The 25689-nt window shown below is 62.0% G+C and carries 21 protein-coding genes; 8 read left to right on the forward strand and 13 right to left on the reverse strand.

The annotated features are described in order from the left end of the window. Window positions 1-39: 39 nt before the first annotated feature. On the forward strand, window positions 40-3648 hold the full coding sequence (gene mfd / locus F0M17_RS04155) for a transcription-repair coupling factor (protein WP_149596484.1): 3609 nt from the start codon (window positions 40-42) through the stop codon (window positions 3646-3648). 66 nt (window positions 3649-3714) lie between these two features. On the opposite strand, the gene F0M17_RS04160 is transcribed toward mfd, so the two are convergent. From F0M17_RS04160 to F0M17_RS04180, 5 genes are all read right to left on the reverse strand, one after another. Further along, window positions 3715-4209 (reverse strand): tetratricopeptide repeat protein, encoded by a 495-nt coding sequence (locus F0M17_RS04160; protein ID WP_149596485.1) that lies wholly within the window; start codon window positions 4207-4209, stop codon window positions 3715-3717. Between the two features lie 85 nt (window positions 4210-4294). Continuing rightward, entirely contained in the window at window positions 4295-4552 is a 258-nt protein-coding gene (locus tag F0M17_RS04165) for a hypothetical protein (protein WP_149596486.1), read from the reverse strand. 34 nt (window positions 4553-4586) lie between these two features. Next, window positions 4587-5273, reverse strand: a complete 687-nt coding sequence (gene deoC, locus F0M17_RS04170; protein ID WP_073706649.1) for a deoxyribose-phosphate aldolase — start codon at window positions 5271-5273, stop codon at window positions 4587-4589. A gap of 59 nt (window positions 5274-5332) precedes the next feature. After that, complete coding sequence (locus F0M17_RS04175; protein ID WP_149596487.1) at window positions 5333-7063, reverse strand: phospho-sugar mutase; 1731 nt, start codon at window positions 7061-7063, stop codon at window positions 5333-5335. A gap of 53 nt (window positions 7064-7116) precedes the next feature. Then, window positions 7117-7917, reverse strand: coding sequence for a purine-nucleoside phosphorylase (locus F0M17_RS04180; protein ID WP_149597701.1), 801 nt, complete (start codon window positions 7915-7917; stop codon window positions 7117-7119). A 123-nt stretch (window positions 7918-8040) separates the two neighbouring features. Between F0M17_RS04180 and F0M17_RS04185 the strand changes: the two genes are divergently transcribed. The 4 genes from F0M17_RS04185 to F0M17_RS04200 all read left to right on the forward strand — a co-directional run bounded on the left by F0M17_RS04185 (window position 8041) and on the right by F0M17_RS04200 (window position 12687). Beyond that, complete coding sequence (locus tag F0M17_RS04185; protein WP_073706651.1) at window positions 8041-9453, forward strand: NAD(P)H-quinone dehydrogenase; 1413 nt, start codon at window positions 8041-8043, stop codon at window positions 9451-9453. Window positions 9454-9850: 397 nt separating this feature from the next. After that, on the forward strand, window positions 9851-11239 hold the full coding sequence (locus F0M17_RS04190) for an MFS transporter (protein WP_038989839.1): 1389 nt from the start codon (window positions 9851-9853) through the stop codon (window positions 11237-11239). 181 nt (window positions 11240-11420) lie between these two features. Beyond that, window positions 11421-12161 (forward strand): SDR family oxidoreductase, encoded by a 741-nt coding sequence (locus F0M17_RS04195; RefSeq protein ID WP_168201947.1) that lies wholly within the window; start codon window positions 11421-11423, stop codon window positions 12159-12161. A gap of 70 nt (window positions 12162-12231) precedes the next feature. Further along, a complete protein-coding gene (locus F0M17_RS04200; protein ID WP_233125301.1) occupies window positions 12232-12687 on the forward strand; it encodes a DUF6176 family protein in 456 nt (151 codons plus the stop codon). Between the two features lie 75 nt (window positions 12688-12762). Here F0M17_RS04200 and F0M17_RS04205 read toward each other — a convergent pair whose 3' ends face one another. Further along, entirely contained in the window at window positions 12763-14547 is a 1785-nt protein-coding gene (locus F0M17_RS04205; RefSeq protein WP_149596489.1) for a biotin carboxylase N-terminal domain-containing protein, read from the reverse strand. A 300-nt stretch (window positions 14548-14847) separates the two neighbouring features. Between F0M17_RS04205 and F0M17_RS04210 the strand changes: the two genes are divergently transcribed. After that, window positions 14848-15270 (forward strand): hypothetical protein, encoded by a 423-nt coding sequence (locus tag F0M17_RS04210; RefSeq protein WP_149596490.1) that lies wholly within the window; start codon window positions 14848-14850, stop codon window positions 15268-15270. Window positions 15271-15458: 188 nt separating this feature from the next. Here F0M17_RS04210 and F0M17_RS04215 read toward each other — a convergent pair whose 3' ends face one another. Next, a complete protein-coding gene (locus F0M17_RS04215) occupies window positions 15459-15977 on the reverse strand; it encodes a CGNR zinc finger domain-containing protein (RefSeq protein WP_149596491.1) in 519 nt (172 codons plus the stop codon). Between the two features lie 25 nt (window positions 15978-16002). Here F0M17_RS04215 and F0M17_RS04220 point away from each other — a divergent pair, with 25 nt between their 5' ends. Next, the gene (locus F0M17_RS04220; RefSeq protein ID WP_149596492.1) at window positions 16003-16206 is read left to right on the forward strand and encodes a hypothetical protein; all 204 of its coding nucleotides are present in this window, start codon (window positions 16003-16005) and stop codon (window positions 16204-16206) included. A gap of 54 nt (window positions 16207-16260) precedes the next feature. Here the strand turns inward: F0M17_RS04220 and F0M17_RS04225 are convergent, their stop codons facing one another. From F0M17_RS04225 to F0M17_RS04245, 5 genes are all read right to left on the reverse strand, one after another. After that, window positions 16261-16902, reverse strand: a complete 642-nt coding sequence (locus tag F0M17_RS04225) for a nucleoside triphosphate pyrophosphatase (RefSeq protein ID WP_038989833.1) — start codon at window positions 16900-16902, stop codon at window positions 16261-16263. Then, window positions 16899-20402, reverse strand: coding sequence for an MMPL family transporter (locus F0M17_RS04230; RefSeq protein WP_149596493.1), 3504 nt, complete (start codon window positions 20400-20402; stop codon window positions 16899-16901). The genes F0M17_RS04225 and F0M17_RS04230 overlap by 4 nt, the downstream gene beginning before the upstream one ends. A gap of 4 nt (window positions 20403-20406) precedes the next feature. Then, entirely contained in the window at window positions 20407-21078 is a 672-nt protein-coding gene (locus F0M17_RS04235) for a TetR family transcriptional regulator (protein WP_038989831.1), read from the reverse strand. 113 nt (window positions 21079-21191) lie between these two features. Beyond that, window positions 21192-22568 (reverse strand): dicarboxylate/amino acid:cation symporter, encoded by a 1377-nt coding sequence (locus F0M17_RS04240; protein WP_141359261.1) that lies wholly within the window; start codon window positions 22566-22568, stop codon window positions 21192-21194. 235 nt (window positions 22569-22803) lie between these two features. Beyond that, window positions 22804-23283 (reverse strand): DUF2975 domain-containing protein, encoded by a 480-nt coding sequence (locus F0M17_RS04245; protein WP_149596494.1) that lies wholly within the window; start codon window positions 23281-23283, stop codon window positions 22804-22806. A 213-nt stretch (window positions 23284-23496) separates the two neighbouring features. Between F0M17_RS04245 and F0M17_RS04250 the strand changes: the two genes are divergently transcribed. Beyond that, window positions 23497-23886, forward strand: coding sequence for a VOC family protein (locus tag F0M17_RS04250; protein WP_141359264.1), 390 nt, complete (start codon window positions 23497-23499; stop codon window positions 23884-23886). A 54-nt stretch (window positions 23887-23940) separates the two neighbouring features. Here the strand turns inward: F0M17_RS04250 and F0M17_RS04255 are convergent, their stop codons facing one another. Beyond that, window positions 23941-25608 carry a DUF885 domain-containing protein gene (locus tag F0M17_RS04255; RefSeq protein WP_149596495.1) on the reverse strand — a complete coding sequence of 556 codons (1668 nt, stop codon included), beginning with the start codon at window positions 25606-25608 and terminating at the stop codon, window positions 23941-23943. Between the last annotated feature and the right edge of the window lie 81 nt (window positions 25609-25689).

Consider the following 25689-nt stretch of genomic DNA (forward strand, 5'->3'; position numbering starts at 1 on the left):
CACCGAGCCAAGCGTCTGCATGAGAGGACCCGAACCCCCATGAGCCTAAGCGGACTTCATGATTTCCTGCGCGAAGAACCTTCCTTCAGGCGCATTGGGCAAAGCGCCGCTCATGACTACCATGCACGCAGCGAAGAACTGGAAATCGCCGCCCCGCAGGGCATGCGCCCCATCCTCTCGGCGCACATCAGCCAGGCACTGAGCCGCAGCGAGCATCCGGGCGTGACGCTGATCGTCACCGCGACCGGCCGCGAGGCGGAAGAGGTCTCCAGCTCCCTGGGCGCCTTCCTCCCGGCAGGGCAAATCGCCGAATTCCCTTCGTGGGAAACCCTGCCCCATGAACGTCTTTCGCCACGCAGCGATACCGTGGGCCGCCGGCTGGAAGTGCTGCGCCGGCTGCACGACCGGGACGAGAGCCTGAATATCATCATCGCGCCAATCCGTGCTGTGCTGCAGCCCTTGGTCGCAGGCCTGGGCGAACTGCGCCCGGTGGTACTGGAACTGGACGCCGAGCCGGGATTCGACAACGTCATCAAGGACCTGGCGGCCGCCGCCTACGCCCGCGTGGACATGGTGACGCACCGCGGCGAGTTCGCTGTGCGCGGTGGCATCATTGACGTTTTCCCTCCGACGCTGGACCATCCGGTACGCATCGACTTCTTCGGCGACCAGATCGACTCGATGCGCTACTTCGCCATCGCAGACCAGCGCTCCACCGATGACCCCGGGCCTACGCGGATCATCGCCACGCCCTGCCGCGAAATGCTCATCACCCCGCAGGTGATGAGCCGGGCCGCGAACCTGAAGAACCAGTTCCCGGCCGCCCAGGAAATGCTCACCAAGATTGCCGGCGGCATCGCCGTGGAAGGCATGGAATCCCTGGCTCCGCTGCTGGTGGACAAGATGGTGCCGCTGCTCTCGCTGCTGCCCGAATCCTCCATCGCGCTGGTCATGGAACCAGAGCGGGTGCGCGCCCGAGCCCAGGACCTGAATGCCACCAACGCCGAGTTCCTGGCAGCCGCGTGGGCCTCGGCCTCGGATGGGGCCAGCGCCCCGCTGGATCTGGCCACCGCCGGGTCTGAACGCAAGCTGGCCACCGGCGACTTCGCCTCGCTGGCCGAAACGGTGGAGCACGCACGCGCCGCCAAGGTCTCCTGGTGGGCGATCACCTCACTGGGCGCCGATGACGAACTGGATCTGGGTGCCGCGACCATCCGCGTGCTGGCCCGCGAACCGCACGGCTACCAAGGCGACATCGAGGCGATGATGGAATTCATTGCCGGGCGGGTCAAGGACCAATGGCGCTTTGTCGTGGCGACCGAGGGACCGGGCCCGGCTGCCCGCCTCTCCGAGCTCTTTGCCGAATTCAAGATCCCAGCGCACCGCGTGGATGACCTGTCCGCCGAGCCAACCGCCGGTCTGATCGAGATCACCCAGGCCACCGCCGGCCGAGGGTTCGTCTTCGAGGAGCTCAAACTGGGCCTGCTCACCGAAGCAGACCTGCTGGGCCGCTCCAGCGCCTACCCTAACCGCAAGGGCCGCAAGCTCACCGTCAAGCGCAAGCGCAATGCGGTTGACCCGCTGAGCCTGGAAGCGGGGGACTTCATCGTCCACGAGCAGCACGGCATCGGCAAGTTCGTTGAGCTCATGGCCCGCAAGGTCAACGGCTCGGGCAAGGACGCCAAGCGCGAATACCTCGTGGTGGAATACGCCTCCTCCAAGCGCGGCGCGCCGGGGGACCGGCTCTTCGTCCCGATGGACCAGCTGCATATGGTCACCCGGTATGTCGGCGGCGAAGCGCCGACCCTGTCCAAGATGGGCGGCTCGGACTGGGCCAGCACCAAATCCAAGGCCCGCAAGGCGGTCAAGGAGATCGCCGGCGACCTGATCAAGCTGTACTCGGCTCGCATGGCCAGCCGCGGCCACGCTTTCGCCCAGGACACCCCGTGGCAGAACGAGCTGGAGGAAGCCTTCGCCTTCATCGAGACTCCGGATCAGCTCACCGCCATCAACGAGGTGAAGTCCGATATGGAGAAGGAAATCCCGATGGACCGGCTGATCTCCGGCGACGTGGGCTTCGGCAAAACCGAGATTGCGGTGCGCGCCGCGTTCAAGGCGGTCCAGGACTCCAAGCAGGTGGCCGTGCTGGTGCCCACCACGCTGCTGGCCTCCCAGCACTACCAGACCTTCACCGAACGCTACTCCGGGTTCCCGGTGCGCGTGAAGACGCTCTCGCGCTTCCAGACTGCCAAGGAATCCAAGGAGATCCTGGCCGGGCTGAAGGACGGCAGTGTGGATATCGTCATCGGCACCCACCGCCTGCTGAGCAAGAACGTGGAATTCAAGAATCTGGGCCTGGTGATCATCGACGAGGAACAGCGTTTCGGCGTGGAGCACAAGGAAGAGCTCAAGAAGATGCGCACGAACGTGGACGTGCTGGCGATGAGTGCCACCCCGATCCCGCGCACCTTGGAGATGTCGCTGACCGGCATCCGCGAAACCTCCACCCTGGCCACCCCGCCAGAAGAGCGGCATCCGGTGCTGACCTACGTGGGTCCGCGCAGCGACAAGCAGATTTCCGCTGCCATCAAGCGCGAGCTGATGCGCGATGGCCAGGTGTTCTTCGTGCACAACCGGGTCAGCTCCATTGAACGGGTGGCGGCCGAACTGCGCGAACTGGCTCCCGAAGCCCGCGTGGAGGTGGCCCACGGCAAGATGAGCGAATCAAGGCTTGAACGGATCATCCAGGACTTCTGGGAAAAGAAATTCGATGTGCTGGTCTCCACCACCATTATCGAAACGGGCCTGGACATTTCCAACGCGAACACGCTGATCGTCGACCGGGCGAATAATTACGGCCTGTCCCAGCTGCACCAGCTGCGCGGCCGCGTGGGCCGTGGCCGCGAGCGCGCCTACGCCTACTTCCTATGGGATGCGGAGAAGCCGCTGGGCGAGATCGCCCTGGAGCGGCTGAAGGCTGTGGCCGCGCACAACGAGCTGGGTTCGGGCTACCAGCTGGCCATGAAGGACCTGGAACTGCGTGGAGCCGGCAACCTGCTCGGCGGCGAGCAGTCCGGGCACATCGCCGGGGTGGGCTTCGATTTGTACCTGCGCCTGGTCGGCGAGGCCGTGGCCGATTACAAGGGGGAGGGCGAGGAAGAAGCCACCGAAATGAAGATCGACCTGCCGGTCAATGCCCACCTGCCGCACGATTACGTACCAGGCGAGCGGTTGCGCCTGGAAGCGTACCGCAACATTGCGCAGGCCGAGACCGACGAGGCGCTCGCCGAGGTCCGTGATGAGCTGGTGGACCGCTATGGCAAGCTGCCGGTTCCGGTGGAGAACCTGATGCGGGTGGCGGCCCTGCGCATCCGTGCGCGTGCCGTGGGACTGCATGATATCCAGCAGATCGGCAACCACATCAAGCTGGCCCCGGCAAAGATCGAGGACCTGCCTGCTTCGCGCCAGGTGCGCTTGGAACGCCTGTACCCGGGGGCTGCGAACAAGCCGGCGCTGAATTCGATCTTCATTCCGAAGCCGAAGACCTCGCCAATCGGCGGCAGGGATCTGGCCGACGGGGAGATCCTTGAATGGGCAGAGAAGCTGCTCTACGCGATCTTCGAGCCGACCCCGGCAGCGAACGACTGATGCGGCGGTCGCTGACCGCGTGGGACAGGATCCTGCCGTTTCCGGCAGGCCGCTGGCCCACGCTTGCTAGCGCTGTTCTAATCCAGCTGGCGCGCCCAGTTCGGCGGCGTAGCCGTTGATCGCCCGTGTGTAGAGCGAGGCATGGCGCGCTATGGCGCTGAGCGCCAGCTGCAGGGCTTCGGTGGGCTGGCCGGCATCGTGCAGCGCCAGAGCCAGGAATGCCTGGGCGTCGGTGAAGATCGGCGAGCCGGATGGGATCTGCCGCAACAGCTCAATGGATTGCGTGCACTGCCCGAGGTTGCGCAGCGTGCTGGCCAGCTGGAGCAGCGCTTCATCATGCTGCGGCGCGTCCAGCCCGGCGTCCAGCGCTGCCCGGTAGGGGCCAACCGCCTGTTCTTCTTCGCCCAGATAGTCGTGCAGGGAAGCGATTTCGAAGAGCACCCGCGGATCCTGCGGATCTCGGCCCTGGACAAGACCTGCCAGCTCGGTGCGCAGCTGTTCCGGGCGTTTGCCTGCGACCGAGTTCCAGAACTCTTCAATGTGTTGGTCCCATGATTCCATCCGGCCAGTCTAGGCCAAGGAAATGCGATTAAACGCCAAGAGAGGGAAACCCGGAGTCGGGTTTCCCTCTCTCGGAAAGCTCTAGCTAGTTCTGGTGGGCGTTAGCCGCGGCAACCAGATCCTCAGCCTTCTCCGCACGACCCATCAGGTGCATCGGGATGGCGAAAGCCAAGAACATCAGAGCGAAGCTGACCAGGGTCGGCCACCAGGCAACCTCAAGGGTCCAGTAGCCCAAGGTGTAAACGCCAGCCGCGAACAATACGAAGAAGATCACGAAGCTGACGATATTGCCGACAAGGCGGCCTTCACCGGAATGGGCAGTGTTCTTGCCGTTCGAGTACACTTTTTCTCCTTGGGAAACAGATGGGGGCGAATTCCTAGTAGCTGGAACCGCTTTGCTCTCCTTCTAGGATAGCAACTCCTGAGCTAGAACCTAGTCGGGTTGCGCCAGCTGCAATCATTGCCCGCGCGGTTTCAACGCTGCGCACGCCGCCCGAGGCCTTGACGCCCATCTCCGGGCCGACGGTCTTGCGCATCAGCGCCACATCTTCAACGGTTGCGCCACCGGTGGAGAAACCGGTGGATGTCTTGACGAAATCGGCGCCGGCGGCCTTGGCAGCCTCGCAGGCCAGGACCTTGGCTTCCTCGGTGAGCAGGCAGGTTTCGATGATGACCTTCAAGATGGCCCCGCCTTCATGCGCAGCCTGCGCAATGGCGAAGATCTCGTTCACCAGGGCATCGCGATCGCCACGCAGGGCGGCGGCAACGTCGATGACCATGTCGATTTCGTTGGCGCCGTCGGCAACAGCGTGCTTGGTTTCGAAGACCTTGGTGTCGGTGGCCGAAGCACCCAGCGGGAAGCCGATGACCGAGCAGGTCAGCACGTCCGAGCCTTCCAGCTCACGCGAAACGGTTGAAACCCACAAAGGGTTGACGCAAACCGACTTGAAGCCGTACTTCTTGGCCTCGTCGCAGATCTGCACCACCTGTTCGCGGGAAGCATTCTGGGCCAGCAGGGTGTGGTCGATGTAGCTGGCGATCTCGCGGGCGCTTAGTTCAGTCATCTTTTCCTCTAACAATAAAGAATTCAATCATTTCAAATGAAGGTCTCGAAGGGGTAAGCCTAGTTGGCATTCAGGTAAGCTGCCAATTCTTCCTTGATGGCCAGGACCTTCGCTGTTGCGCGTTGGCGGGCTTCGGGGACTTCGGCCGGATCATCGACCGGTTCAATGGTTTCCAAGTAGCACTTGAGTTTCGGCTCCGTTCCCGAGGGGCGCACGATCACCCGGGAACCGCAGAACGTATGCAGAACCATGGCGTTGGTCGCCGGCAGCTTCTCGGTGCCTTGGGACAGGTCGGTGACCTCGGAAACCTCGGAGCCGCCCAGGGTTGCCGGAGCGTCGTTGCGGATCTTGTCCATGAGCGCGGGGATCTGCGCCAGATCGGTGAAGCGCAGGGAGAGCTGGTCGGTGACGTGCACGCCGTGCTTGGCCGCCAGCTCATCGAGGCGGCCGGCAATGGTGCTTCCGGCTGCCTTCAATTGCGCTGCGAGATCAGCCAGGACGATGCCAGCTGAAATTCCGTCCTTGTCGCGCACCAGATCCGGGGCCACGCAGTAGCCCAGGGCTTCTTCGTAGCCGTAGCCGAGGTCCTCAACGCGGGAAATCCACTTGAAACCGGTCAAGGTTTCCTCGTGCTCGCGTCCGGCATCCTTGGCAATGGCTGCCAGCATGCGCGAGGACACGATGGAATTGGCCAGTTTCTTGCCCTCAGGCAAGGTCTTGGAAACCTGGTCTCCGAGCAACCAGCCGACCTCGTCGCCGCGCAGCATCCGCCAGCTGCCGTTATCTTGGATCGCCGCCGCGCAGCGGTCGGCATCCGGGTCATTGGCAATCACCAGATCTGCGCCCACCGTGCGGGCCAGCTCGAGCGACAGGTCGATGGCCCCGGGTTCTTCGGGGTTGGGGAACTTCACGGTAGGGAAGAGCGGATCCGGGTGCTCCTGCTCGGCAACCATGTGAACGTCGGTGAATCCGGCGTTCAGCAGGGCTTGGCGCATGGTGTGGCCGCCCACGCCATGCATGGCCGAAACCACGATCCGCAGGTTCTTGCGCGCTGGATCCTGCGGCTGGCCAGCGTCGATAATCGGGCGGATGGAAGCCAGGTAGGCTGCTTCGATGTCGCCTTCTGCGCCGGCTGCGGGGAGCACTTTCCAGCCGTTTTCGGCGCGCGGGATCTGCGCCACCGGCTGGCCGTGGTCGATCAGCGAAGCGATCTGCGCATCGATCGGGGAGACGATTTGGGCTCCGCGACCCGACTCATCGGTGATCTTCCCGCCGACATAGACCTTGTAGCCGTTGTCCCGCGGAGGGTTGTGGCTGGCCGTCACCATGATGCCGGCTTCGGCACTGAATTCGCGCACGGCCCAAGCCAGCACTGGGGTGGGCAGTGCCGAAGGCATCAGCAGCACCTCGAACCCGGCCGCGGCGAAGACGCCGGCCGAATCCTTGGCGAAGACATCCGAGTTGAACCGGGCATCGAATCCGATGACCACCTTGGGCGTGTACTGGCCATTGGCCTTCTCGGCCAGGAAGCGGGCTATGCCCGCCGCGGTGCGCATGACCACCACGCGGTTCATGCGCATCGGGCCGGCGCCCAATTCGGCGCGCAGTCCGGCTGTGCCGAATTCCAGCACGCCGCTGAAGCGGTCGGAAATGTCCTCGAAGGCCAGCGCGTCGCCGTCGTTGACGCGCTGGATGAGCAGTTGCAGTTCTTCCTGCGTTTGCGGATCGGGATCCTGGGCCGCCCATTGGCCCGCCGCGTCAAGCAACTGGATTTTCTGCGTGTGGTTCACTGATTTCCCTTCAAAGGACACTGACTGCTTGCTGTGCGCTAAGTACGCGAGGCCTAGAGCTTCGCGATGATCTGCGCCAGCAACTTGGAGATGCGCGGACCGGCTGCCTGGCCGGCTTCGATGACTTCCTCGTGGCTCAGCGGAACCGGGCTGATGCCGGCTGCCAGGTTGGTCACCAGGGACATGCCGAAGATCTCCATGCCTGCGTCGCGGGCCGCGATGGCTTCCAACGCGGTGGACATGCCGACCAGATCCGCGCCGATGGTCTTGGCGTACTGCACTTCGGCAGGGGTTTCGTAGTGCGGGCCGGTGAACTGCGCGTACACGCCCTGATCCAGTGTCGGATCAACGGAGAGCGCAATTTCGCGCAGGCGCGAGGAGTACAAGTCGGTCAGGTCGACGAAGGTCGCGCCCTCGAGTGGGGAGGTGGCCGTCAGGTTGATGTGATCCGAGATCATTACGGGGGTGCCCGGATTCCAGTCTGGATTCAGGCCGCCGCAGCCGTTGGTGAGCACCAGCTGCTCGCAGCCGGCAGCCGCCGCGGTGCGGATCGGGTGGACTACCGCGCGGACGCCGCGTCCCTCGTAGTAGTGGGTGCGGGCACCCAGGACCAGAACCCGTTTGCCGGTGGAGGTCAGGATCGAGGAGATGCTGCCCTTGTGGCCGGGTACGGCCGGGGCATGGAAGCCTGGAATTTCGGTGGCATCCAGGGTGTGGGTGGTTTCGCCGATGAGTTCGGCGGCCTGGCCCCAACCGGAGCCCAGGACCAGCGCGATGTCGTGTTTTGCGACGCCGGTCTGTTCGGCGATTGCCTGGGCAGCCTGCGCTGCCAGGACCTGTGGGTCATTTTGCATATCAGTCACGGGAAATACGCTACCGCTAGCGGGGCGCTTTGTCAGGTGAAACTAGTGCTTCAGAATCAAAATCACGTTCCGGGATTGTGCTTCGATGTGCGCAATTACCCGGCATGGTGAACAATGGTGATTGTGAGCGCAGATCGTAGGAATGAAGCAACCCGTTTAGTTATTCTCGGCGGAGGACCAGGCGGCTACGAAGCCGCCATGGGCGCAGCCCAGTTGGGTGCCAATGTCACCGTCGTGGAACGTGCAGGCATGGGCGGTTCGGCGGTGCTGACCGACGTCGTGCCTTCCAAGACCCTGATTGCCACGGCGGATGCGGTGCGCCGCGTGAAGCACGCGGAAACCTTTGGAGTTCACGTTGACGGACTCGACTCGGCCGTCACCGACTTCTCGGTGGTGAACCACCGACTGCTGGACCTTGCCAAGGAGCAGTCCTCGGATATCCGCACCACCCTTGAACGCGCCGGCGTGCGCATCGTGATCGGCGAAGGCCGCCTGCTCGACGACCACACGGTTGCGGTATCGCACCCAGATGGTTCCGAGCAGGAAATCGAAGCAGACGCCATGCTGATTGCCGTGGGTGCCCACCCGCGCGAACTGCCTACCGCCAAGCCCGATGGCGAGCGGATCTTCAACTGGACCCAGATCTACAACATGAACGAGGTGCCTGAGCACCTGATCGTTGTCGGTTCTGGCGTGACCGGTGCCGAGTTCGCTTCGGCCTACAACTTGCTCGGTGCCAAGGTCACGCTGGTTTCCTCGCGCGACCGCGTGCTGCCCGGCGAGGATGCGGACGCAGCGGGCGTGCTGGAAGACGCCTTCAAGGAAAACGGCGTCAATGTTGTTTCCCAGGCCCGCGCCGAAGGCGTGGAGCGCCAGGGCGACAAGGTACTGGTTACCTTGGCTGACGGACGCGTGCTCGAAGGCAGCCACTGCCTGGTTGCCGTGGGCGGCATCCCTAATACCGCCAACCTGGGTCTGGAAGAAGCCGGCGTGCAGCTGACCGACTCGGGTCACATCAAGGTGGATGGCGTTTCGCGCACCACCGCAACCAACATCTACGCAACCGGCGACTGCACTGGCGTATTCGCCTTGGCTTCGGTGGCAGCCATGCAGGGCCGCATTGCCGTGGCGCACCTGCTTGGCGACTCGGTCAAGCCGTTGAATCTGGATCTCGTGGCGTCCAACGTCTTCACCTCCCCGGAAATCGCTACCGTGGGTGTTACCCAGCGTGCGGTGGCTGAGGGCAAGTACCAGGCCAACATCATCAAGGTTGACCTGAACACCAACGCCCGCGCCAAGATGATGAACGTGGACCAGGGCTTCGTGAAAATCGTTTCCCGCAAGGGCTCGGGCACCGTCATCGGCGGTGTCGTGGTTGCACCGCGCGCGAGCGAGCTGATCTACTCACTGGCACTGGCAGTCCAGAACAGCCTGCACGTTGACGACGTGGCTGAAACTTTCACCGTGTACCCGTCGCTGTCGGGTTCGCTGGCTGAAGCGGCTCGCCGCCTGCACCGCCATCGGTAGGTCCTGAAGAGCTTTTCCAGGCGGCATCTGTCCTTTATTGGGGGGGCAGATGCCGCCTCTGGCATTTAACGATGCTGAACCTGCCCGAGAACGCCAGCGAAGTCCTGAAACGCGACATGTTTTCCCAACATCCGTAATACAAGATGTTGTGACTCCATTCACTTTGGCGAACGACTCTGATATAAGTGTAAAAACTGTTTTCTCAGGTCACGTCTCAATATGTGGAAGTGCATATTCGCGCTAGTAGGCCTGCGATTTGCCGATCGTGGTTCAGATTCCATTAAGCATGTGTCCAAATAATGGACATCAATATCCGAATACTGGTCACTGAGGTTTACGATTATGACAGCAAAATTGTATATCTCACTCGTACTTTCACTCTAAGGAGCAGCCTCACATGTCGCAGGCTAACCAAGCAGTGGCGCCGAAGGAAAACACCCGCGGTCGCGTGCTGTTCGCCAGCATGATTGGCACCACTGTCGAATTCTTCGACTTCTATGCCTACGCCACCGCGTCGGTTCTCGTTTTCCCAGCCCTGTTCTTCCCCAACGCTTCCACCATCAACGCGATCCTTTCCTCGTTTGCGATCTTCGGTGTGGCATTCGTGGCTCGTCCGCTGGGTTCGATCATCTTCGGCCACTACGGCGACAAGCTCGGCCGCAAGGGCACGCTGGTAGCCTCGTTGCTGCTGATGGGTATCGCTACCTTCCTGATCGGCTTCCTGCCGCCGGCTGCCGGCCACTGGACCGTATTGGCTCCGACCGCACTGGTGCTGCTGCGCTTCGCCCAAGGCCTGGCGTTGGGCGGCGAATGGTCCGGTGCGGCGCTGCTGGCCACCGAGAATGCTCCGAAGAACAAGCGCGCCATCTACGGCACGTTCCCTCAGCTGGGCGCCCCAATCGGCTTCATCATTGCAAACCTGATGTTCGTGGCCCTGCAGACCTTCTGCACTGCAGAACAGTTCATGGCCTGGGGTTGGCGCGTTCCTTTCTACTTCTCGGCAGTTATGGTGATCATTGGCCTGTGGGTACGCCTGAAGCTGGTCGAATCCTCCTCCTTCCAGAAGGTTCTGGACCAGAAGAAGGTCGTGAAGTCGCCATTCGCGGTGACCATGAAGAAGCACTGGCGGCCAACCTTGGCAGGTACCTTCATCATGCTGGCAACCTACGTGCTGTTCTACCTGATGACCTCCTTCACCCTGACCTACGGCACCCAGCCAGCCAGCGTCGAGCAGGCGACGGCTGCCGCTGAAGCCAAGGGCAAGACCTTTGACGCAACCGGCTTCGTTCCAGGCCTGGGCATTGAACGCCCAACCTTCTTGACCATGCTGATCATCGGCGTTGTCTTCTTCGGCATCTTCACCGTGGTTTCGGGCCCGTTGGCTGAGAAGTTCGGCCGCCGCAAGTTCCTGATCTGGGTCACCTCGGGCATCCTGGTCTTCGGACTGGCATGGACCTTGTTCTTCGGACCAGGCCAGGGCGCTGCCATGGCCGGTCTGATCATCGGGTTCACCCTGATGGGCCTGACCTTCGGCCCGATGGCCGCCTACCTGCCAGAGCTGTTCCCTTCGAACGTTCGCTACACCGGCTCGGCCGTTGCCTACAACCTGTCCTCGGTGATCGGCGCGGCCCCTGCCTCCTTCGTGGCTGTGGCCCTGTGGAAGGCCGGTGCCGGCAACACCTTGGGTGTTGGCCTGTACCTGGCGCTTGGTGCGGTACTGACCCTGGTTGCGCTGTTCATGACTCGCGACACCTCGGACATGGACATGGAAGAATGGGTCGAGTAATTCGACAGCTTTGCTGAGTGAACGGCTCGGCGAATCATCTGGCAATGATGATTCGCCGGGCCGTTTCCCATTGCCGCCGAGCATGGGTGAAGGCGAGATGAATGAGTGCCCCGCCCTTACAACTTCATGCACGGCATGGAAGCATGGGACACGACATGTTCCATACCGAAGGGGAGCGCTCATGCGTATCGCAGTTGCGGGAGGCACCGGTGCCATCGGCACGCTGGTGGTGGAACAGCTCAAGAATGCAGGCCACGAACCAGTGGTGCTCGCACGGTCTGCGGAATGCGACCTGACGAACCGCAGCGCGGTCGAGCAGTGGCTGGTTGACTGCCAAACGGTCATCGATGTTTCCGGAGCCAGCACCGCGAGTGCGGCGGCCTCCATGCGTTATTTCACCCAATCGACGGCCAACCTCGTCAGCGTAGGACGCGAGTCCGGGGTGCAGAACCACGTGGCGCTTTCAATCATTGGCGCAGCCACGGTGGATTCTGGCTACTACGCCGGCAAAGCGGCGCAAGAGCGGATGCTGCAAATGCTTCCCGGCGGCTACACCCTGCTGCGCACTACACAGTTCCACGAATTCATTGGTCAGAATGTCGGCCGGCTGGGCGCGGGGCCGGTGCAGATGGCGCCGAAAATGCGGATGCAGCCCATCGCAGGCAGCGAGGTGGCCGCCGCGCTCGTTGCCCTTGCCGGGGGACCCGCACAGGGTGTGGTGCTAGACCTTGCGGGACCGCAAGAGGAATACGCTCCCGACTTGATTGCCAAGTACCTGAAATCCCGCGGCAAGTCGCCAAAGATTGTTGAAGTGCCTGTTCCCGGTCCCATGGGCAAGGCAATGCGCGATGGGCGACTGCTGCCCGGCAGTTCCGCCAGGCTAGGCCACGAAACATTCGAAGCCTGGCTCGCTCGGCAGTAGCCTGGGTCTGCCCGAATTCCCACCTCTGCGTGGCCGTGACAAAACTGGCGGATTCTGCAAGCATCACATCATGGACGACAAAGAGCCTTATGTTCCTTATAACCCCACGCCTCGTGACTTTCCCGGTTTTGCTATGCCGTCTTCGGTGCCGCAGGGCATGCGGCTGGAGCTGAGCCGTTCAAGGATCAAGGATGGGCAAGACGAGAACTTTGGTGCCTGGATGGAAACGCTCAATAATCGCTACGACGAATGCGAAGCATCCTTATCCGCGCAGCGGGCCGCGCTGGAAGCAACCTTCAAGCATGTGGAAGCCGATGGTTCGGTGTGGATCTACCACCTGAGCTTGGTGGGCGAGAACGGAAGCGGGCTCGATACCGAACAAGATATCGATGCGACCCACGAAGCGGCTAGCCGCCAGGCGAAAATGCCGGGTTGGGAAGAACTTGAACCGAAGTTCCTGCTCATGCCCGATCATCTCAGGGCATCCATGGTGCACTGGGCAGAGCATGGGCAGGCGCCAGGATAGAAGCAGCGGGCTGAAAGAAGAACACCTGAGGGCCTGGACAATTCTGTCCAGGCCCTCAGGTGTTCATGGCGGGTACTACTTGGCTTCGTCGATCGACGCGATGACGGCGCCCGATGACAGGGTCTCGCCCGGAGCGATGTCCAGGCCGCTGACCACGCCATCACGGTGGGCGGTAATCGGCTGCTCCATCTTCATCGCTTCCAGCACGACAATCAGATCACCCTGGGAAACGGTGTCGCCATTCTCGACGGCAACCTTCACGATGGTGCCCTGCATTGGCGAACGCAGCTCTGCGCTGTTCGCGCCAGCGGCGCCGGCTGCCTTGCGGCCGGGCTTGCGCTTCTTCTTGCCTGCGGCCTTCTCGGCACCGTTCGAGGATACGGAGCCCAGCGACGAGGGAAGGGTGACTTCCAAGCGCTTTCCGCCAACCTCGACGGTCACGCAGGTGCGTTCTTCCTCGGCTGCCTCCTCGCCGCCCATGGGCATAGGGTGAGGCTCGATGACGGTATCGAATTCGGTTTCGATCCAGCGGGTATGGACCTTGAAGGATCCCTCTGCCGGAACGAATGACGGATCGCTCATGACTGCGCGGTGGAATGGCAGCACGGTGGCCATGCCCTCGATCTGGAATTCCTCCAAGGCGCGGCGTGAACGGGCGGCGGCGATTGCACGGGTCGGGCCGGTGACGATCAGCTTGGCGATCATCGAGTCGAAGTTCCCCGAAACGGTCTCGCCCTGCTCGATGCCCGAATCCACGCGGACGCCGGGGCCGGTGGGCAGGTTCATCTTGGTGATGGTGCCTGGGGTCGGCATGAAGTTGCGGCCGGCATCCTCGCCGTTGATGCGGAATTCGAAGGAGTGGCCGCGCAGTTCGGGGTCGCCGTAGCCCAGTTCCTCGCCGCGGGCGATGCGGAACTGCTCGTGCACTAGGTCCATGCCGGCGATCTCCTCGGAGACCGTGTGCTCGACCTGCAGGCGGGTGTTGACCTCGAGGAACGAGATCACGCCGTCCTGGCCCACGAGGAATTCGCAGGTGCCGGCGCCGGTGTAGTTTGCCTCGCGCAAGATGGCCTTGGAAGCTTCGTACAGCCGGGAGGTCTGCTCTTCGCTCAGGAACGGGGCCGGGGCTTCCTCGACCAGCTTCTGGTTGCGGCGCTGCAGCGAGCAGTCGCGGGTGGAAACGACAACCACATTGCCATGGGTATCGGCCAGGCACTGGGTCTCCACGTGGCGCGGTGCATCCAGGAAGCGTTCGATGAAGCATTCGCCGCGGCCGAAAGCCGCGACGGCTTCACGGACTGCCGAATCGTACATCTCGCCGATTTCTTCGCGGTTGCGGACAACCTTGATGCCGCGTCCGCCACCGCCGTAAGCGGCCTTGATCGCCAATGGAAGTCCGTGCTCGTCGGCGAAGGCATACACCTCGTCCGCCGAGGCCACCGGGTCCTTGGTGCCGGGCACCAGCGGAGCACCCACCTTTTCAGCGATGTGGCGGGCCTTTACCTTGTCGCCGAGCTTGTCGATGGATTCCGGCGAAGGACCGATCCAGGTCAAGCCTGCGTCGATCACGGCCTGGGCGAACTCGGCGTTCTCCGAGAGGAAGCCGTAGCCAGGGTGGATTGCGTCGGCGCCGGAGCGTTCGGCGGCGTCCAGGATCTTCTCAATGCGAAGGTACGATTCAGCGGCGGTGGTACCGCCCAGTGCGTAGGCTTCGTCAGCCAGGCGCACATGCATCGCATCGCGATCCGAGTCGGCATAGACCGCAACAGACTCGATTCCCTCGTCGCGGGCGGCACGGATAATACGCACTGCAATCTCGCCACGGTTGGCGATAAGCACCTTCGTCAATGGATTCATCATGAACCTTGTCTTTTAAAAATAGGGTTTCTCAGCTTAGAGCCTATCGTTTTTGTGGGAACTATATGTAGTTATCGCCTAAAACGAGGGTGTTAGGGTGAAATTTTTAGAGGAATCCTACAAAGCTGCCTCGCTCTATGGCTTCGTTGCACCCGCCCGATATGGCCTGCGGCCGCTACCACCCGCCGGGCCATGGAGGGAACGCCGCTTTCCGCTTGCATGTCGGAGGTGCTGGCATCTGCCCTATCCGTCCTGTGCCGGTCGAACTAGGCTGTCGATACTATGAAAAACAAGGAGGCCGCCGTGGGAAACCGGAGAAAGGCGCTGTGCGCGCTGCTCGCTGCTGGAACGCTGGCACTGGCAGCCTGTTCCAGCGGGACCGGAATTCCGGCGCTGGACCGAGAACCTGGCGAAGCTGACAAGTGGCCAGGCGATAAGAGCCAGCTGGCAAACCTTGACTCGCAGTCCGTGCGTTTCCTGGTGGCAAATGGCGGTGCTGACTACTTCGCCGTCGCTTCTGCCGATAAGCAGACTGCCTGCCTCTTCAAGTTCGTCGATGGAGAAGACTCCGCTGCTGGCGGATGCGGCGGAGCAGGGGGTGCGGATGCCATTGTTGAGGTGAGTACTCCCGAAACAGCGATGATGCTGGTCCGGGCCGGAACTGACATCTCGCACTGGGAAGATGCGGGGTGGACCAGGATCCACGAGAACGTTCTCGTGTTCTAGCTGGGTGGCTGGCATGGAATTCCTGAAATGCTGATTAATCCAATCTACCTTGCGCTCTGAGGGGCCCGCCCATGCCGGAGCCGCGCCCGGGACAGGCAACTGTGGACGGGACTTCATGCCTTGGCAAACCCACGGGGCATCCAGCCAAGTCAATGTGCTTTGGATTCAGCGTGGAGCGGGCTCGGCAGCTACGCCTGCCGCTCACGGTGGCGCCTGACTGCCGCGCGATTGGCGCAGCGCACAGAGCAGTAGCGCTGGCGCCCGTTGCGCGTCACGTCCACAACCACGTTGGTGCACGGTTCCGCTTCGCAGTGCCGCAGCCGGTGCATGCCTCGGGTGGTCAGATGCAATGCCGTGCCAACGGAAAAAACGGAGCGCAGCACCTGGGGCATGCTCTGGCCGTCATCGCGATAGTGCAGGTGCCATCCCTCGTCATCATGGTCAACCAGGCGCGGATAGGCTGAAGCGCGAGCGGTCTGCGCATTGAGCAGCCGTGCCCGTTCGGCATCCGACGGTGCGTCAACGATGTCCAGCCAGTCATCCATCACTGCGCGCATTTGGACGTAGTCCGAACCAAGCCGCGGAAAGGGCATGGTCATGCCGTGCTCACGGGCGCGTCGCTCGATGCCATCGCGGTCCGCGGGCCAATCATTGGCCAGCGATGCGGCCAGCAGCACCGCATATTCTCCGTAAGGGTTGAGTTGCATAAGAAGATTACATCATGCTGGAGCCATGACTACTGCACAGCACATCCAAGCCGCTGGTTCCCGCGAAGAAACTGGTCTCCACGAGCATTGCTGGCAGACCGAATCCAGCCATCCGACGTCCACTGGAATTGTTGAATACCTCCAATGCCGCCGATGCCGGCGCCGCATCATGCGCCAGCGCGGCTTCGCCGAGGAGCAGATGCTGCTGAGCAAGGAACTGCAGGCATGAAAAAGGTGCCTTCCGCCATGCAGCGGAAGGCACCACCATCCGGCAAGAGCCGGGCTATTTCCAGAGATCCACGAGGCTGATCCCGGCCTGCGCCAGCAGGCCGCGCAGCACGAAGACATCCAAACCGACAACGTTCTGGAAGTTGCCTTCGATGGACTCGATGAAGGCCGCGGCCAGCCCATCAATGGTGAAGGCTCCGGCACAGGGCAGTGGTTCCCCGCTGGCTACGTAGGCCTCGATCTCGGCATCGCTCACGGTGGAGAAATGCACCACGGTCGACGAGACCTGGCCGCGGGCCTGGGCTGGATCGGCGGTATCGATCAGCCAATGGCCCGAGTGCAGGATGCCGGTGGCACCGCTCAGCTGCTGCCACCGTTCGCGGGCCACCTGCGCGGTGTGCGGCTTTCCGTAGGCCACGCCATCAAGCTCGAAGACCGAATCGCAACCCAGCACCACGGTGCCATCCGGCTGCCCGGCCTGCGCCACATTCTCAGCCTTGGCACGGGCCAGCAGCAAGGCGGTCTGCGCTGGCGACTGATCGCCATCGCGGTCCACCGCGGCGGCAAGCACTGCGTCTTCATCCACCTCGGATACCTGGGTGGTGAACATGATGCCGGCATCGGACAGAACTTTCTTGCGTCCCCAGGAAGCCGAAGCCAAGAGCAGCCGGGGTTCGGGATTCAGCTGTTCGCTCATACTGCCGCGTTCTCCTTGGTCTGGTCCTGGCTGGAGCCGTCTTGGGAAGCGTTGTCCTCGGATTCCAGCATTTCGTTGAGCTTCGATCCTTCCACATCAACGTCGGGCAAGATCTTGTCCAGCCACTTGGGCAGGTACCAGGCCTTGTCGCCCAGCAGGTGCATGACTGCAGGAATCAGGGTCATGCGGATGATGAACGCATCGAAGAGCACACCGAAGGCCAGCGCGAAACCGAGCGGCCGGATCATTGCCAGGTGCGAGAACACGAAGCCGGCGAAGACCGAAATCATGATCAGCGCGGCCGCGGTGACCACCGGTGCTGCCATCGAGAAGCCGGAACGGACCGCCTCCTTGGCAGGCTCGCCGTGGGCGTAGCGTTCGCGCATCGCCGAGACCAGGAAGACCTGGTAGTCCATGGCCAGGCCGAACAGGATGCCGGTGAGCAGGATCGGCAGGAAGGACAGCAGCGGACCTGGGACGTTGACATCGAACAGCGCGGAGAACCAGCCGAACTGGTAGACCATGACGCTGGCGCCGAAGGCGGCCGCGAGCGAAAGCAGGAAGCCGCCGGTAGCCAGCAGTGGAACCACTACCGAGCGGAAGACCAGCAGCAGCAGGATCAGCGACAGGCCAACCACGATGCTCAGGTATGGGACCAGCGCGGAGGTGACCTTCTCGGAGACGTCAATCTGCGCGGCAACCTGGCCGGTCAATGCAATATCGGTGCCGGTGGCTTCGGAGAACTTCGAGTAGTCTGCGCGCAGCTCGTGCACCAGCGCCTCGGTGGCTTCCGAGGACGGGCCATCGGTAGGGATCACCTGGATGGCGGCCAAGCTGCGGTCGTCGGTCATGGTGACCGGGATGGCGGCCACGACACCGTCGTATTCGCGCAGCAGGTCAGCCACGTCGAGGCTCTTCTCCTCGGCTTCGCGCTCGCTCAGCCCGGCCGGCAGGTCAGCCAGGACCAGCAGCGGGCCGTTGTAGCCCGAGCCGAACTTGTCGCTGGTCTGCTCGTAGGCCTGGAAGGCCTGCGAATCAGCAGGTTCAGCACTGCCATCGGGCAATGCGGTACGCATCTGCGTGGCCGGCAGGGCGATGGCACCCAGAACGACGACCACCAGCAAGGCCACTGGGACTGCGATCTTCGTGACCATGCGCACCCAGCGGGTGGAGACCGATTCCCTGACCTTCGGATTCTCGGCATCGGCGGCCGCCTTGTTGCGGGCCCGCTTGGATACCAACTTGTTGCCAGCCAAGGACAGCAGCGCAGGCAGCAGGGTGATGTTCAGCAGCACCGAGCACAATACGGTGAACGCGGCCGACAGGCCCAGGACGGTCAGGAACGGAAGTCCCGGGACAGCCAGTGCTGCCAGCGCAATGATCACGGTCAGGCCGGCGAAGACCACCGCGTTGCCGCTGGTTCCCACTGCGCGTGCAATCGATTCTCCGACCTCCATGCCGGACAGCAGCTGCGAGCGGTGGCGGTGGATGATGAACAGCGCGTAGTCGATGCCCACCGCCAAGCCCAGCATGAGCGCCAAGGCAGGGGTAATCGAGGCCATGTCGATCAGCGAGGAGAACGCCATGGTGGTGCCCACGCCGGCGCCCACGCCGAGGATCGCCAGCAGCAGCGGCAAGCCGGCGGCAACCAAGGTGCCGAGCATGGCCAGCAGGACGATGGCGGCGATCACCACGCCAACGATTTCCGAAGCGCCGAAGACCTGGGACATGTCCTGCATGATCTCCTTGGAGAACAGCACCTGAACCCCATTGGCCTGCGGCCCTGCAGCGATGGCCTTGATCTGCTCGCGGTCATCGGGAGTCAGGGCATCGGTCTGGACCTTGAAGCTTACCTGCGAAACTGCGGTGCTTCCGTCCTCGGAAACGAAACGCATGCCGGAGCTCGCGCCCACCTGTCGGGAAGCGAATTCCAGCTCAGCACGGCCGGACTCCAGGTCCTTCAGGCCCTGCTCGACATCCTTTTCGCCCTGCTCGAGCTCGGCGGTCTTTTCCTTGATGGTCTTTTCGCCGTCTTCAAGCTGCTTCTTGGCTGCTGCCAGTTCAGCCTTGCCTTCAAGGAACTGGGCCTTCTTGGCATCGAATTCACGCTGCCCGGCTTCCAGCTTGGCGCGGCCTTCATCGAGCTCGGCCTGGCCCTGGTTCAGCTTCGCCTTGTTGGTGGCGATTTCCTTCTTGGCTGCATCCAGCTGCGCTTTGGCTGCATCCAGCTGGGTTTCGGCGGCATCAAGCTGGCCGCGGTTGGCTTCCAGTTCCTTGTGGCCGGCCTTGGCCTGGGCCTGGCCGGCGTCGAGTTCCTTGCGCGCGGCATCAAGCTGCTTCAGGCCGGCTTCGGCGGTGGCGATCTGCTCCAGCGAGTCGGTAGCCTGCTGCTTGCCGTCGGTCGCTTCGTCGATTCCGGTTTCTGCTGCGGTTTTCGCGGCTTTCGCCTCAGCCAAGCTGCCTTCTTGCTTCGCTAGCTGCTTGGTGTATGTATCAATTTCTTCTTGGTTTCCAGCGGCCTCGGCCTCAGCCAATAGCTGCTGGGTGTTCTCTATCCGGGCAGGCAGATTCTTGATCGCCGCTTCAGCTTCGGCCAGGCCTGCCTGTGCCTCGGCCAGTCCGTCCTCGGCAGCCTTCAGACCCGCGGTGGCTTCCTTCTTGCCGTCGGACAGGTTTGCCTCGAATTCCTTGCGGGAGGAGTCGCCGAGCAGCTGGTCCATGCCAGCCTGGTATTCCTTTTCGCCCGCGGCCAGTTTGGCATCGGCGGCTTCGAGCTTCTTCTCGCCAGCCTTGAACTGTTCCCGGCCCGCGTCGTATTCGGCCTTGCCGTCCTTGTATTGGGCCAATCCGGCCTCGTACTTCGCTTCGCCAGCCTCCAGCTGCTCGCGGCCGGAGTTCAGCTCACGCTGCCCGGCATCCAGCTGTGCGCGGCTATCGGCCAGCTGCTTTTCGGCTGCGGCGATCTGCGGTTCAGCATCCTGGATTTCCTTCTGCCCGTCGAAGTACTGGGCCCAGCCTTCGGTGAGCTCCTCACGGCCATCCTTGAGCTGCACCTTGCCTTCGGCAATTTGCTCCTTGGCATCGTCCAGCTTTTTCTGGCCGTCAACCAGTTCCTGCTGCGCCTTGTCCAGCTCAGGCTGCGCCTTGTCGAGCTGTTCCTGCAATTCGAAAGGGCTCATGGCCTCGATGACCTGGGAATGCATGCCCAATTGGTCCAAGGACTCGGCGATGGCCTGCTTCTGGGTTTCATTCAGCGGCCGGTCCGAGCTTTCGCGGAACACGATGGAGCCGGAACCGCCGGCGAGATCCGGAAGTTCTTCCTTCATCCGGTCCAGGGTGCGCTGGGTTTCGGTTCCCGGAAGGGTAAAGGTATTGGACAGCTGGCCCATGAACAAGCTGGCGCACAGCCCAATGAAGATGAAGGCTGCCAGCCACATCGAAATGACGCGGTAGCGGTGCAGGTGTGCCCATCGCGCGAGGCGGTAGAGGAGGGAAGCCATGAGCTTAGATGTCCTTCATGGTGCTAGTGCTGGAAAGCGGCAAGGCCTTGAAACCCTCGTCAAGGGTTTCCATGGCCTGGGTAATCAAGGAATGGAAGACGGAAATGAGTTCGGGGGAGATGTCCATGCCGACAGTTTCGGTGGCGGGCAGACGTTCGATCCACTCGTCGAAGGCGGCTTGGCCTGCGCCGAGCAGCGCATGGGTGAAGACCCTGACGGTGAAGGTATTGGCGTGCGGATAGCGTCGGGCCACCTTCTCGATGACTTCAGTGGCGGCTGTCTGCCATTCATTCATCATGGCGGGGAAGCCGCAGTTGGCACCTTCGGTCCGCAAGAACGCACCGAAGTGAGCCACCTGTCCGAGCAGCCGCGCGACATCATCGGACTTGAGCGCTTCGATGATCGCTTCCACCAATGGCATGGAATCAGTCAGGTCGCTGATGGAATCCACCATGGTTCCCAGAACCTGATGCAGCGGATAGGAATAGACCGCATCCACCGAGGGGAAGTAGTTGAAGAGCGTTCGCCGGGAGATTCCTGCCGCCTCGGCGATCTGGGTCGCAGTGAGCGCGGTGCCAGAGCCGTGGCGGAGCAGATCCGCGACGGCTTCGACGATGGCTTGTTTCGTCGCCTGCTTGTTCAGTTCGCGGCGGGTGCCGGTACTTGGAGAAGTCACATGATTACACTACGTGCAAAGTTGCACTCTGTGCAAAAGGAGTGGGTGTGACCTTAAACAAGAAATCGGCGCACGGGCGAAAATGCCCGTGCGCCGATCATCACCAGCAATGCCTACTTGGCCGCGGCTGCCTCAGCATCTGGAGCCGAGATGCTTTCGTCGGCAAAAGGATTGCCATTGCGTGGAGCGTTGTACATGTCGATGTCCAAGATGCCCTCGCGCTTGGCGACAATGGTTGGAACCAGTGCCTGTCCCGCGACGTTCACCGCGGTGCGGCCCATGTCGATAATCGGGTCAACGGCCATCAGCAAGCCGACGCCTGCCAGTGGAAGGCCCAGGGTGGACAGGGTCAGCGTCAGCATCACGATGGCGCCGGTGGTGCCTGCGGTTGCCGCCGAGCCCAGGACGGATACCAGGGCAATCAGGAAGTAATCGGTGAGCGAGAGCTCGACGCCGAAGAACTGGGCAACGAAGATGGCGGCGATCGCCGGGTAGATGGCAGCGCAGCCGTCCATCTTGGTGGTGGCGCCCAACGGCACCGCGAAGGAAGCGTAGCCCGAAGGCACGCCGAGGTTGCGTTCGGTGACGCGCTGGGTCAATGGCAGCGTGCCAATCGACGAGCGCGAGACGAAGGCCAGCTGCACGGCTGGCCAAACGCCCGAGAAGTACTGCTTGATGGACAGGCCATGAGCACGGACCAGGACCGGGTACAGCGCGAACAGCACCAGTGCCAGGCCGACATAGATCGCTACGGTGAATTTGCCCAGCGCGCCGATGGTGTCCCAGCCGTAGGTGGCTACAGCGTTGCCGATCAGGCCAACCGTGCCGATCGGTGCAATGCGGATGATCCACCAGAGGACCTTCTGGATGATCGCCAAGATAGAAGTGGAGAACGCCAGGAAGGGTTCTGCTGCCTTTCCGACCTTGAGTGCGGCGATGCCCACAGCGATGGCAATCACCAGGATCTGCAGGACATTGAAGCTGATCGAGGTGGTGGCGGTGGCATCATCGGCAAGCTTGGTGCTGGCGCCCAGGCCCAGGAAATTGGCTGGGACCAATCCGGTGAGGAAGCCTAGCCAGTCGCCGGTCTTGCCGGTGTAGTCGTCCGGCATGTCCTGGCCGGTATTCGCTCCGGGGCGGAAAACGGTGCCGAGGACCATGCCGATGACAACGGAGACCAGAGCGGTGATGGCGAACCACAGCAGGGTCTGCCATGCGAGCCGTGCTGCATTGGTGACCTTGGCGAGGTTGGCAATCGAGGCGACAACTGCAAAGAAGATCAGCGGGATTACCGCGGTGCGCAGCAGGGCTACGTAGCTGGATCCAATGATCGACAGGGCTTCACCCAGGCCGTTGGGCTCTTCGGCGGTGCTGCCGGTGTACTTGGCCACGAGGCCCAAAAGGAGACCGACAATCAGTGCCGCAATGATCTGCGGTCCGAAACTGGTCATCCAGCGGGGAAGCTTAGATGCAGGTGCGTTAGTAGACATGCGTTCAAGATTAGGGTGCTCATCTGCTTGGGCGGCAGTCAATGTTACTGAACATGACGATATTTCGTTGTTTGTGCTTCACTGCACTCCAAAGCGGTGCCGGGGGTCACAAATCCGGCGAAACTACGCGAGAAATGAAGGGTTCCTTGGGCGCCGAAACAAAGTTCGCCATTTGGGAATTTCTGCGTGTCGTTCATTGTCTCTGGACTATTTGCCTTGACTGTGTACTGGAAAGTCAGATCACTGCACGCATCTCGGCTTCCAGTCCTATTGCCGACGCGAGCAGATTGCGCATCACAACCAGCAGCCAGGTGGCGGCGCTGCCGAATGCCACGGTGCCAGCGACCATCAAGAATACGCCGGGACCGCCGGCGCCGACGATCGCCAGCAAGTGAAATCCCAATCCCAGGACCAAGAAGGTGGCGATCGCGGATGCGCAGATGATGGTGGTGACCCAGCGCAATGAACTATTCTCGAAGATTCTCTGGCGTTGAACCTTTGACAGCAGTATCCAGATGCAGGCCAGGGCAACCTGCAGGCATATGATTCCCGCCGTCACCACCCATCGGTATGGGGTGGCCAGATAGGCAACTTCGGGATGGATGCTGACGGACTCTGCGATAAGCAGCGGCAAAATCAGCGTCTGGGCCGAGAGTGCGCCGAGGAAGATAGCGATCAGCGAAGCCCGAAGCAGAGCAATGGCAGAATTCGTCATACGATTGATTATCAATCATAATCTATCGATTATCAATAAGATCTGTCGAGTGTATCGCGATTTCACGCTACTGGACTCCGTGATTCGGGGCGGTGATCTCGCACGCAGGGCCTGCCAGCCTTGACCTGTCGGTGTCTTGTGGAAACGTAGGAGCCAGCAAAGCGGTGCGAATTTATTGCCGTGGTCCATTCCGGAGCGGAAAGAAGGAAACTAATGCGCGTATACATCACGAGTGTCTTCGTCGATGACCAGGCGAAAGCCAAGGCGTTCTATACCGAGGTGCTGGGCTTCAAGGTGAAACACGACATTCCCGTCGGGGAGTACAGCTGGCTGTCCCTCGTCGCTGCCGACCAGGAGGATGGTCCTGAAGTCCTCCTCGAGCCGGCGGCGCATCCAGCTGTCGGGCCATATCGCGCGGCCCTGAAAGCCGATGGCATCCCCGCAACGTCTTTTGCCGTTGATGATGTCCAGGCGGAATTCGAGCGCTTGGGCTCATTGGGAGTGGAGTTCACCCAGGAGCCAATGGACGCAGGTCCCGTGATGGTGGCGACCTTTGATGACACCTGCGGCAATCTGATCCAGATTTCCAGCTACAAGGCGTAATGCAAATTGGCGGCCCTGCAGTCTTGCAGGGCCGCCAATTCGCATTGCTGGAAGCTACTTGACCAGTGCGCGCTTCAGGGTATCCAGGCCCACTGAACCGAGCTGCAATGCCGCGGTGTGGAAATCCTTGAGCGAGAAGTTCTCGCCCTGGGCCGCTGCGAGATCATCGCGGATCTGCTCCCAGAGTCGCTGGCCGATCTTGTAGGACGGGGCCTGGCCCGGCCAACCGAGGTAGCGGTTGTACTCGAAGTCCAGCTGCCCCTTAGACATGTCCAGATTCTTCTCGAGGAACTCGTAGCCGTTTTCGGCATTCCAGGTGCCGGAGCCCCACTGCGCGGGGACTTCCAAGCCCAAATGGACACCGATGTCGAAGACCACGCGAGCTGCACGCAGGCGCTGCGCGTCAAGCATGCCCATGTGGTCGCCTGGGTCGTCGAGGTAGCCCAGCTGGTGCATGAGACGCTCGGAATACAGTGCCCAGCCTTCGCCGTGGCCGGAAACCCAGCACATCAATCGGCGCCAGCTGTTCAGCGTAGCTGCCTGCATCTGCGCGGTGCCAATCTGCAGGTGATGGCCCGGCACGCCTTCGTGGTACACGGTGGTCAGTTCGGCCCACGTGGTGAATTCATCTTCTCCCGGCGGAACCGACCACCACATCCGGCCCGGACGGCTGAAGTCTTCCGACGGTCCGGTGTAGTACACGCCGCCATCCTGGGTGGGCGCAATCATGCACTCGATGCGGTCCATGGGTGCCGGGATCTCGAAATGCGTGCCCGACAAATCGGCCATGGCCTGATCCGCCTTGCCCTGCATCCAATCGCGCAAGGCGTCGGTGCCTTTCAGCTTTCGTGCCGGATCCTCGTTGAGGATCCTCTTGGCTTCCTCAATCGTGGCGCCCGGCTTGATCTGCTCGGCGACGCGCTGCTGCTCGGCGATGATGGCATCGAGCTCGCCAACTCCCCAGGCATAGGTCTCTTCCAGGTCCACTGTTGCGCCCAGGAAGCGGCGGGACATCAGCGAATAGTACTCCCGGCCCACCGCGTCTTCGGCTGGTGCCCGCGGCAGGAGTTCATCTTGCAGGTAGGTGGTGAGCTTGCGGTAGGCCGTCTTTGCGGCGTCTGCACCGGCTTGAAGCTGTTCCTGCAATGCGGCATCCACCGTGGTGCCGGAGACGGCCAGCTGGTCGAAGAAGCCGCCGTCCTTGGCGTAGTCGGTGGTTTGCGTGATCACAATGGAGACCTGTCGCTGTGCGGCGACCAAGCCGTTCGAGGCGGAATCTCGCAGGGACGCAATGTAGCCGTCAATCGCGGCAGGGATGTTCGACATCCGCTGGGCGATGAAGGCATAATCCGCGGAGGTATCCTGCGGCATCAAATCGATGATCGAGCGGATTTCCTGTGCCGCGCTGGCAATATTGTTCAGTTCGGTGCGCCCGGTGAACAGGATTTCCAATTGCAGGCTCAATCGCTCGGTCATCGCATCGAGGGAGACCTCGTCAATGGCGTCGACCGGGGTGGCGTTGGCCAATGCGCCCAAGGTCTCGCGCAGCAAGCTGATCATCTGGGTCGTGCCGGCAGGGGAATAGTCGCCGTAGGCGGTTTCGTAACCCGGCATGCCAAGGGAAACTCCCCACTCCGGGGTCAGTTCAAGGGATTTGGCGAAGAAATCTTCGGCGATCTGGTCGATGGCCGAGGGATCGCGGTGCGGTGCGGGGGATGTCATGTAGCTAACAGTAGTTGATATGAAAGATTTGTTGAAGACTTTTCCGCGGGTTCATTCTCTATTACTTATCCCTCGCCCAAG

The organism is Glutamicibacter sp. ZJUTW (assembly GCF_008370855.1).
GTDB lineage: Bacteria > Actinomycetota > Actinomycetes > Actinomycetales > Micrococcaceae > Glutamicibacter > Glutamicibacter nicotianae.

Excerpts from the sequence above, each read along its gene's own strand:
- mfd (WP_149596484.1), top strand. The coding sequence starts at position 40 with ATGAGCCTAAGCGGACTTCATGATTTCCTGCGCGAAGAACCTTCCTTC.
- F0M17_RS04160 (WP_149596485.1), bottom strand. The coding sequence starts at position 4,209 with ATGGAATCATGGGACCAACACATTGAAGAGTTCTGGAACTCGGTCGCA.
- deoC (WP_073706649.1), bottom strand. The coding sequence starts at position 5,273 with ATGACTGAACTAAGCGCCCGCGAGATCGCCAGCTACATCGACCACACC.
- F0M17_RS04180 (WP_149597701.1), bottom strand. The coding sequence starts at position 7,917 with ATGCAAAATGACCCACAGGTCCTGGCAGCGCAGGCTGCCCAGGCAATC.
- F0M17_RS04185 (WP_073706651.1), top strand. The coding sequence starts at position 8,041 with ATGGTGATTGTGAGCGCAGATCGTAGGAATGAAGCAACCCGTTTAGTT.
- F0M17_RS04190 (WP_038989839.1), top strand. The coding sequence starts at position 9,851 with ATGTCGCAGGCTAACCAAGCAGTGGCGCCGAAGGAAAACACCCGCGGT.
- F0M17_RS04195 (WP_168201947.1), top strand. The coding sequence starts at position 11,421 with ATGCGTATCGCAGTTGCGGGAGGCACCGGTGCCATCGGCACGCTGGTG.
- F0M17_RS04200 (WP_233125301.1), top strand. The coding sequence starts at position 12,232 with ATGGACGACAAAGAGCCTTATGTTCCTTATAACCCCACGCCTCGTGAC.
- F0M17_RS04205 (WP_149596489.1), bottom strand. The coding sequence starts at position 14,547 with ATGATGAATCCATTGACGAAGGTGCTTATCGCCAACCGTGGCGAGATT.
- F0M17_RS04215 (WP_149596491.1), bottom strand. The coding sequence starts at position 15,977 with ATGCAACTCAACCCTTACGGAGAATATGCGGTGCTGCTGGCCGCATCG.
- F0M17_RS04220 (WP_149596492.1), top strand. The coding sequence starts at position 16,003 with ATGACTACTGCACAGCACATCCAAGCCGCTGGTTCCCGCGAAGAAACT.
- F0M17_RS04225 (WP_038989833.1), bottom strand. The coding sequence starts at position 16,902 with ATGAGCGAACAGCTGAATCCCGAACCCCGGCTGCTCTTGGCTTCGGCT.
- F0M17_RS04230 (WP_149596493.1), bottom strand. The coding sequence starts at position 20,402 with ATGGCTTCCCTCCTCTACCGCCTCGCGCGATGGGCACACCTGCACCGC.
- F0M17_RS04240 (WP_141359261.1), bottom strand. The coding sequence starts at position 22,568 with ATGTCTACTAACGCACCTGCATCTAAGCTTCCCCGCTGGATGACCAGT.
- F0M17_RS04245 (WP_149596494.1), bottom strand. The coding sequence starts at position 23,283 with ATGACGAATTCTGCCATTGCTCTGCTTCGGGCTTCGCTGATCGCTATC.
- F0M17_RS04250 (WP_141359264.1), top strand. The coding sequence starts at position 23,497 with ATGCGCGTATACATCACGAGTGTCTTCGTCGATGACCAGGCGAAAGCC.
- F0M17_RS04255 (WP_149596495.1), bottom strand. The coding sequence starts at position 25,608 with ATGACATCCCCCGCACCGCACCGCGATCCCTCGGCCATCGACCAGATC.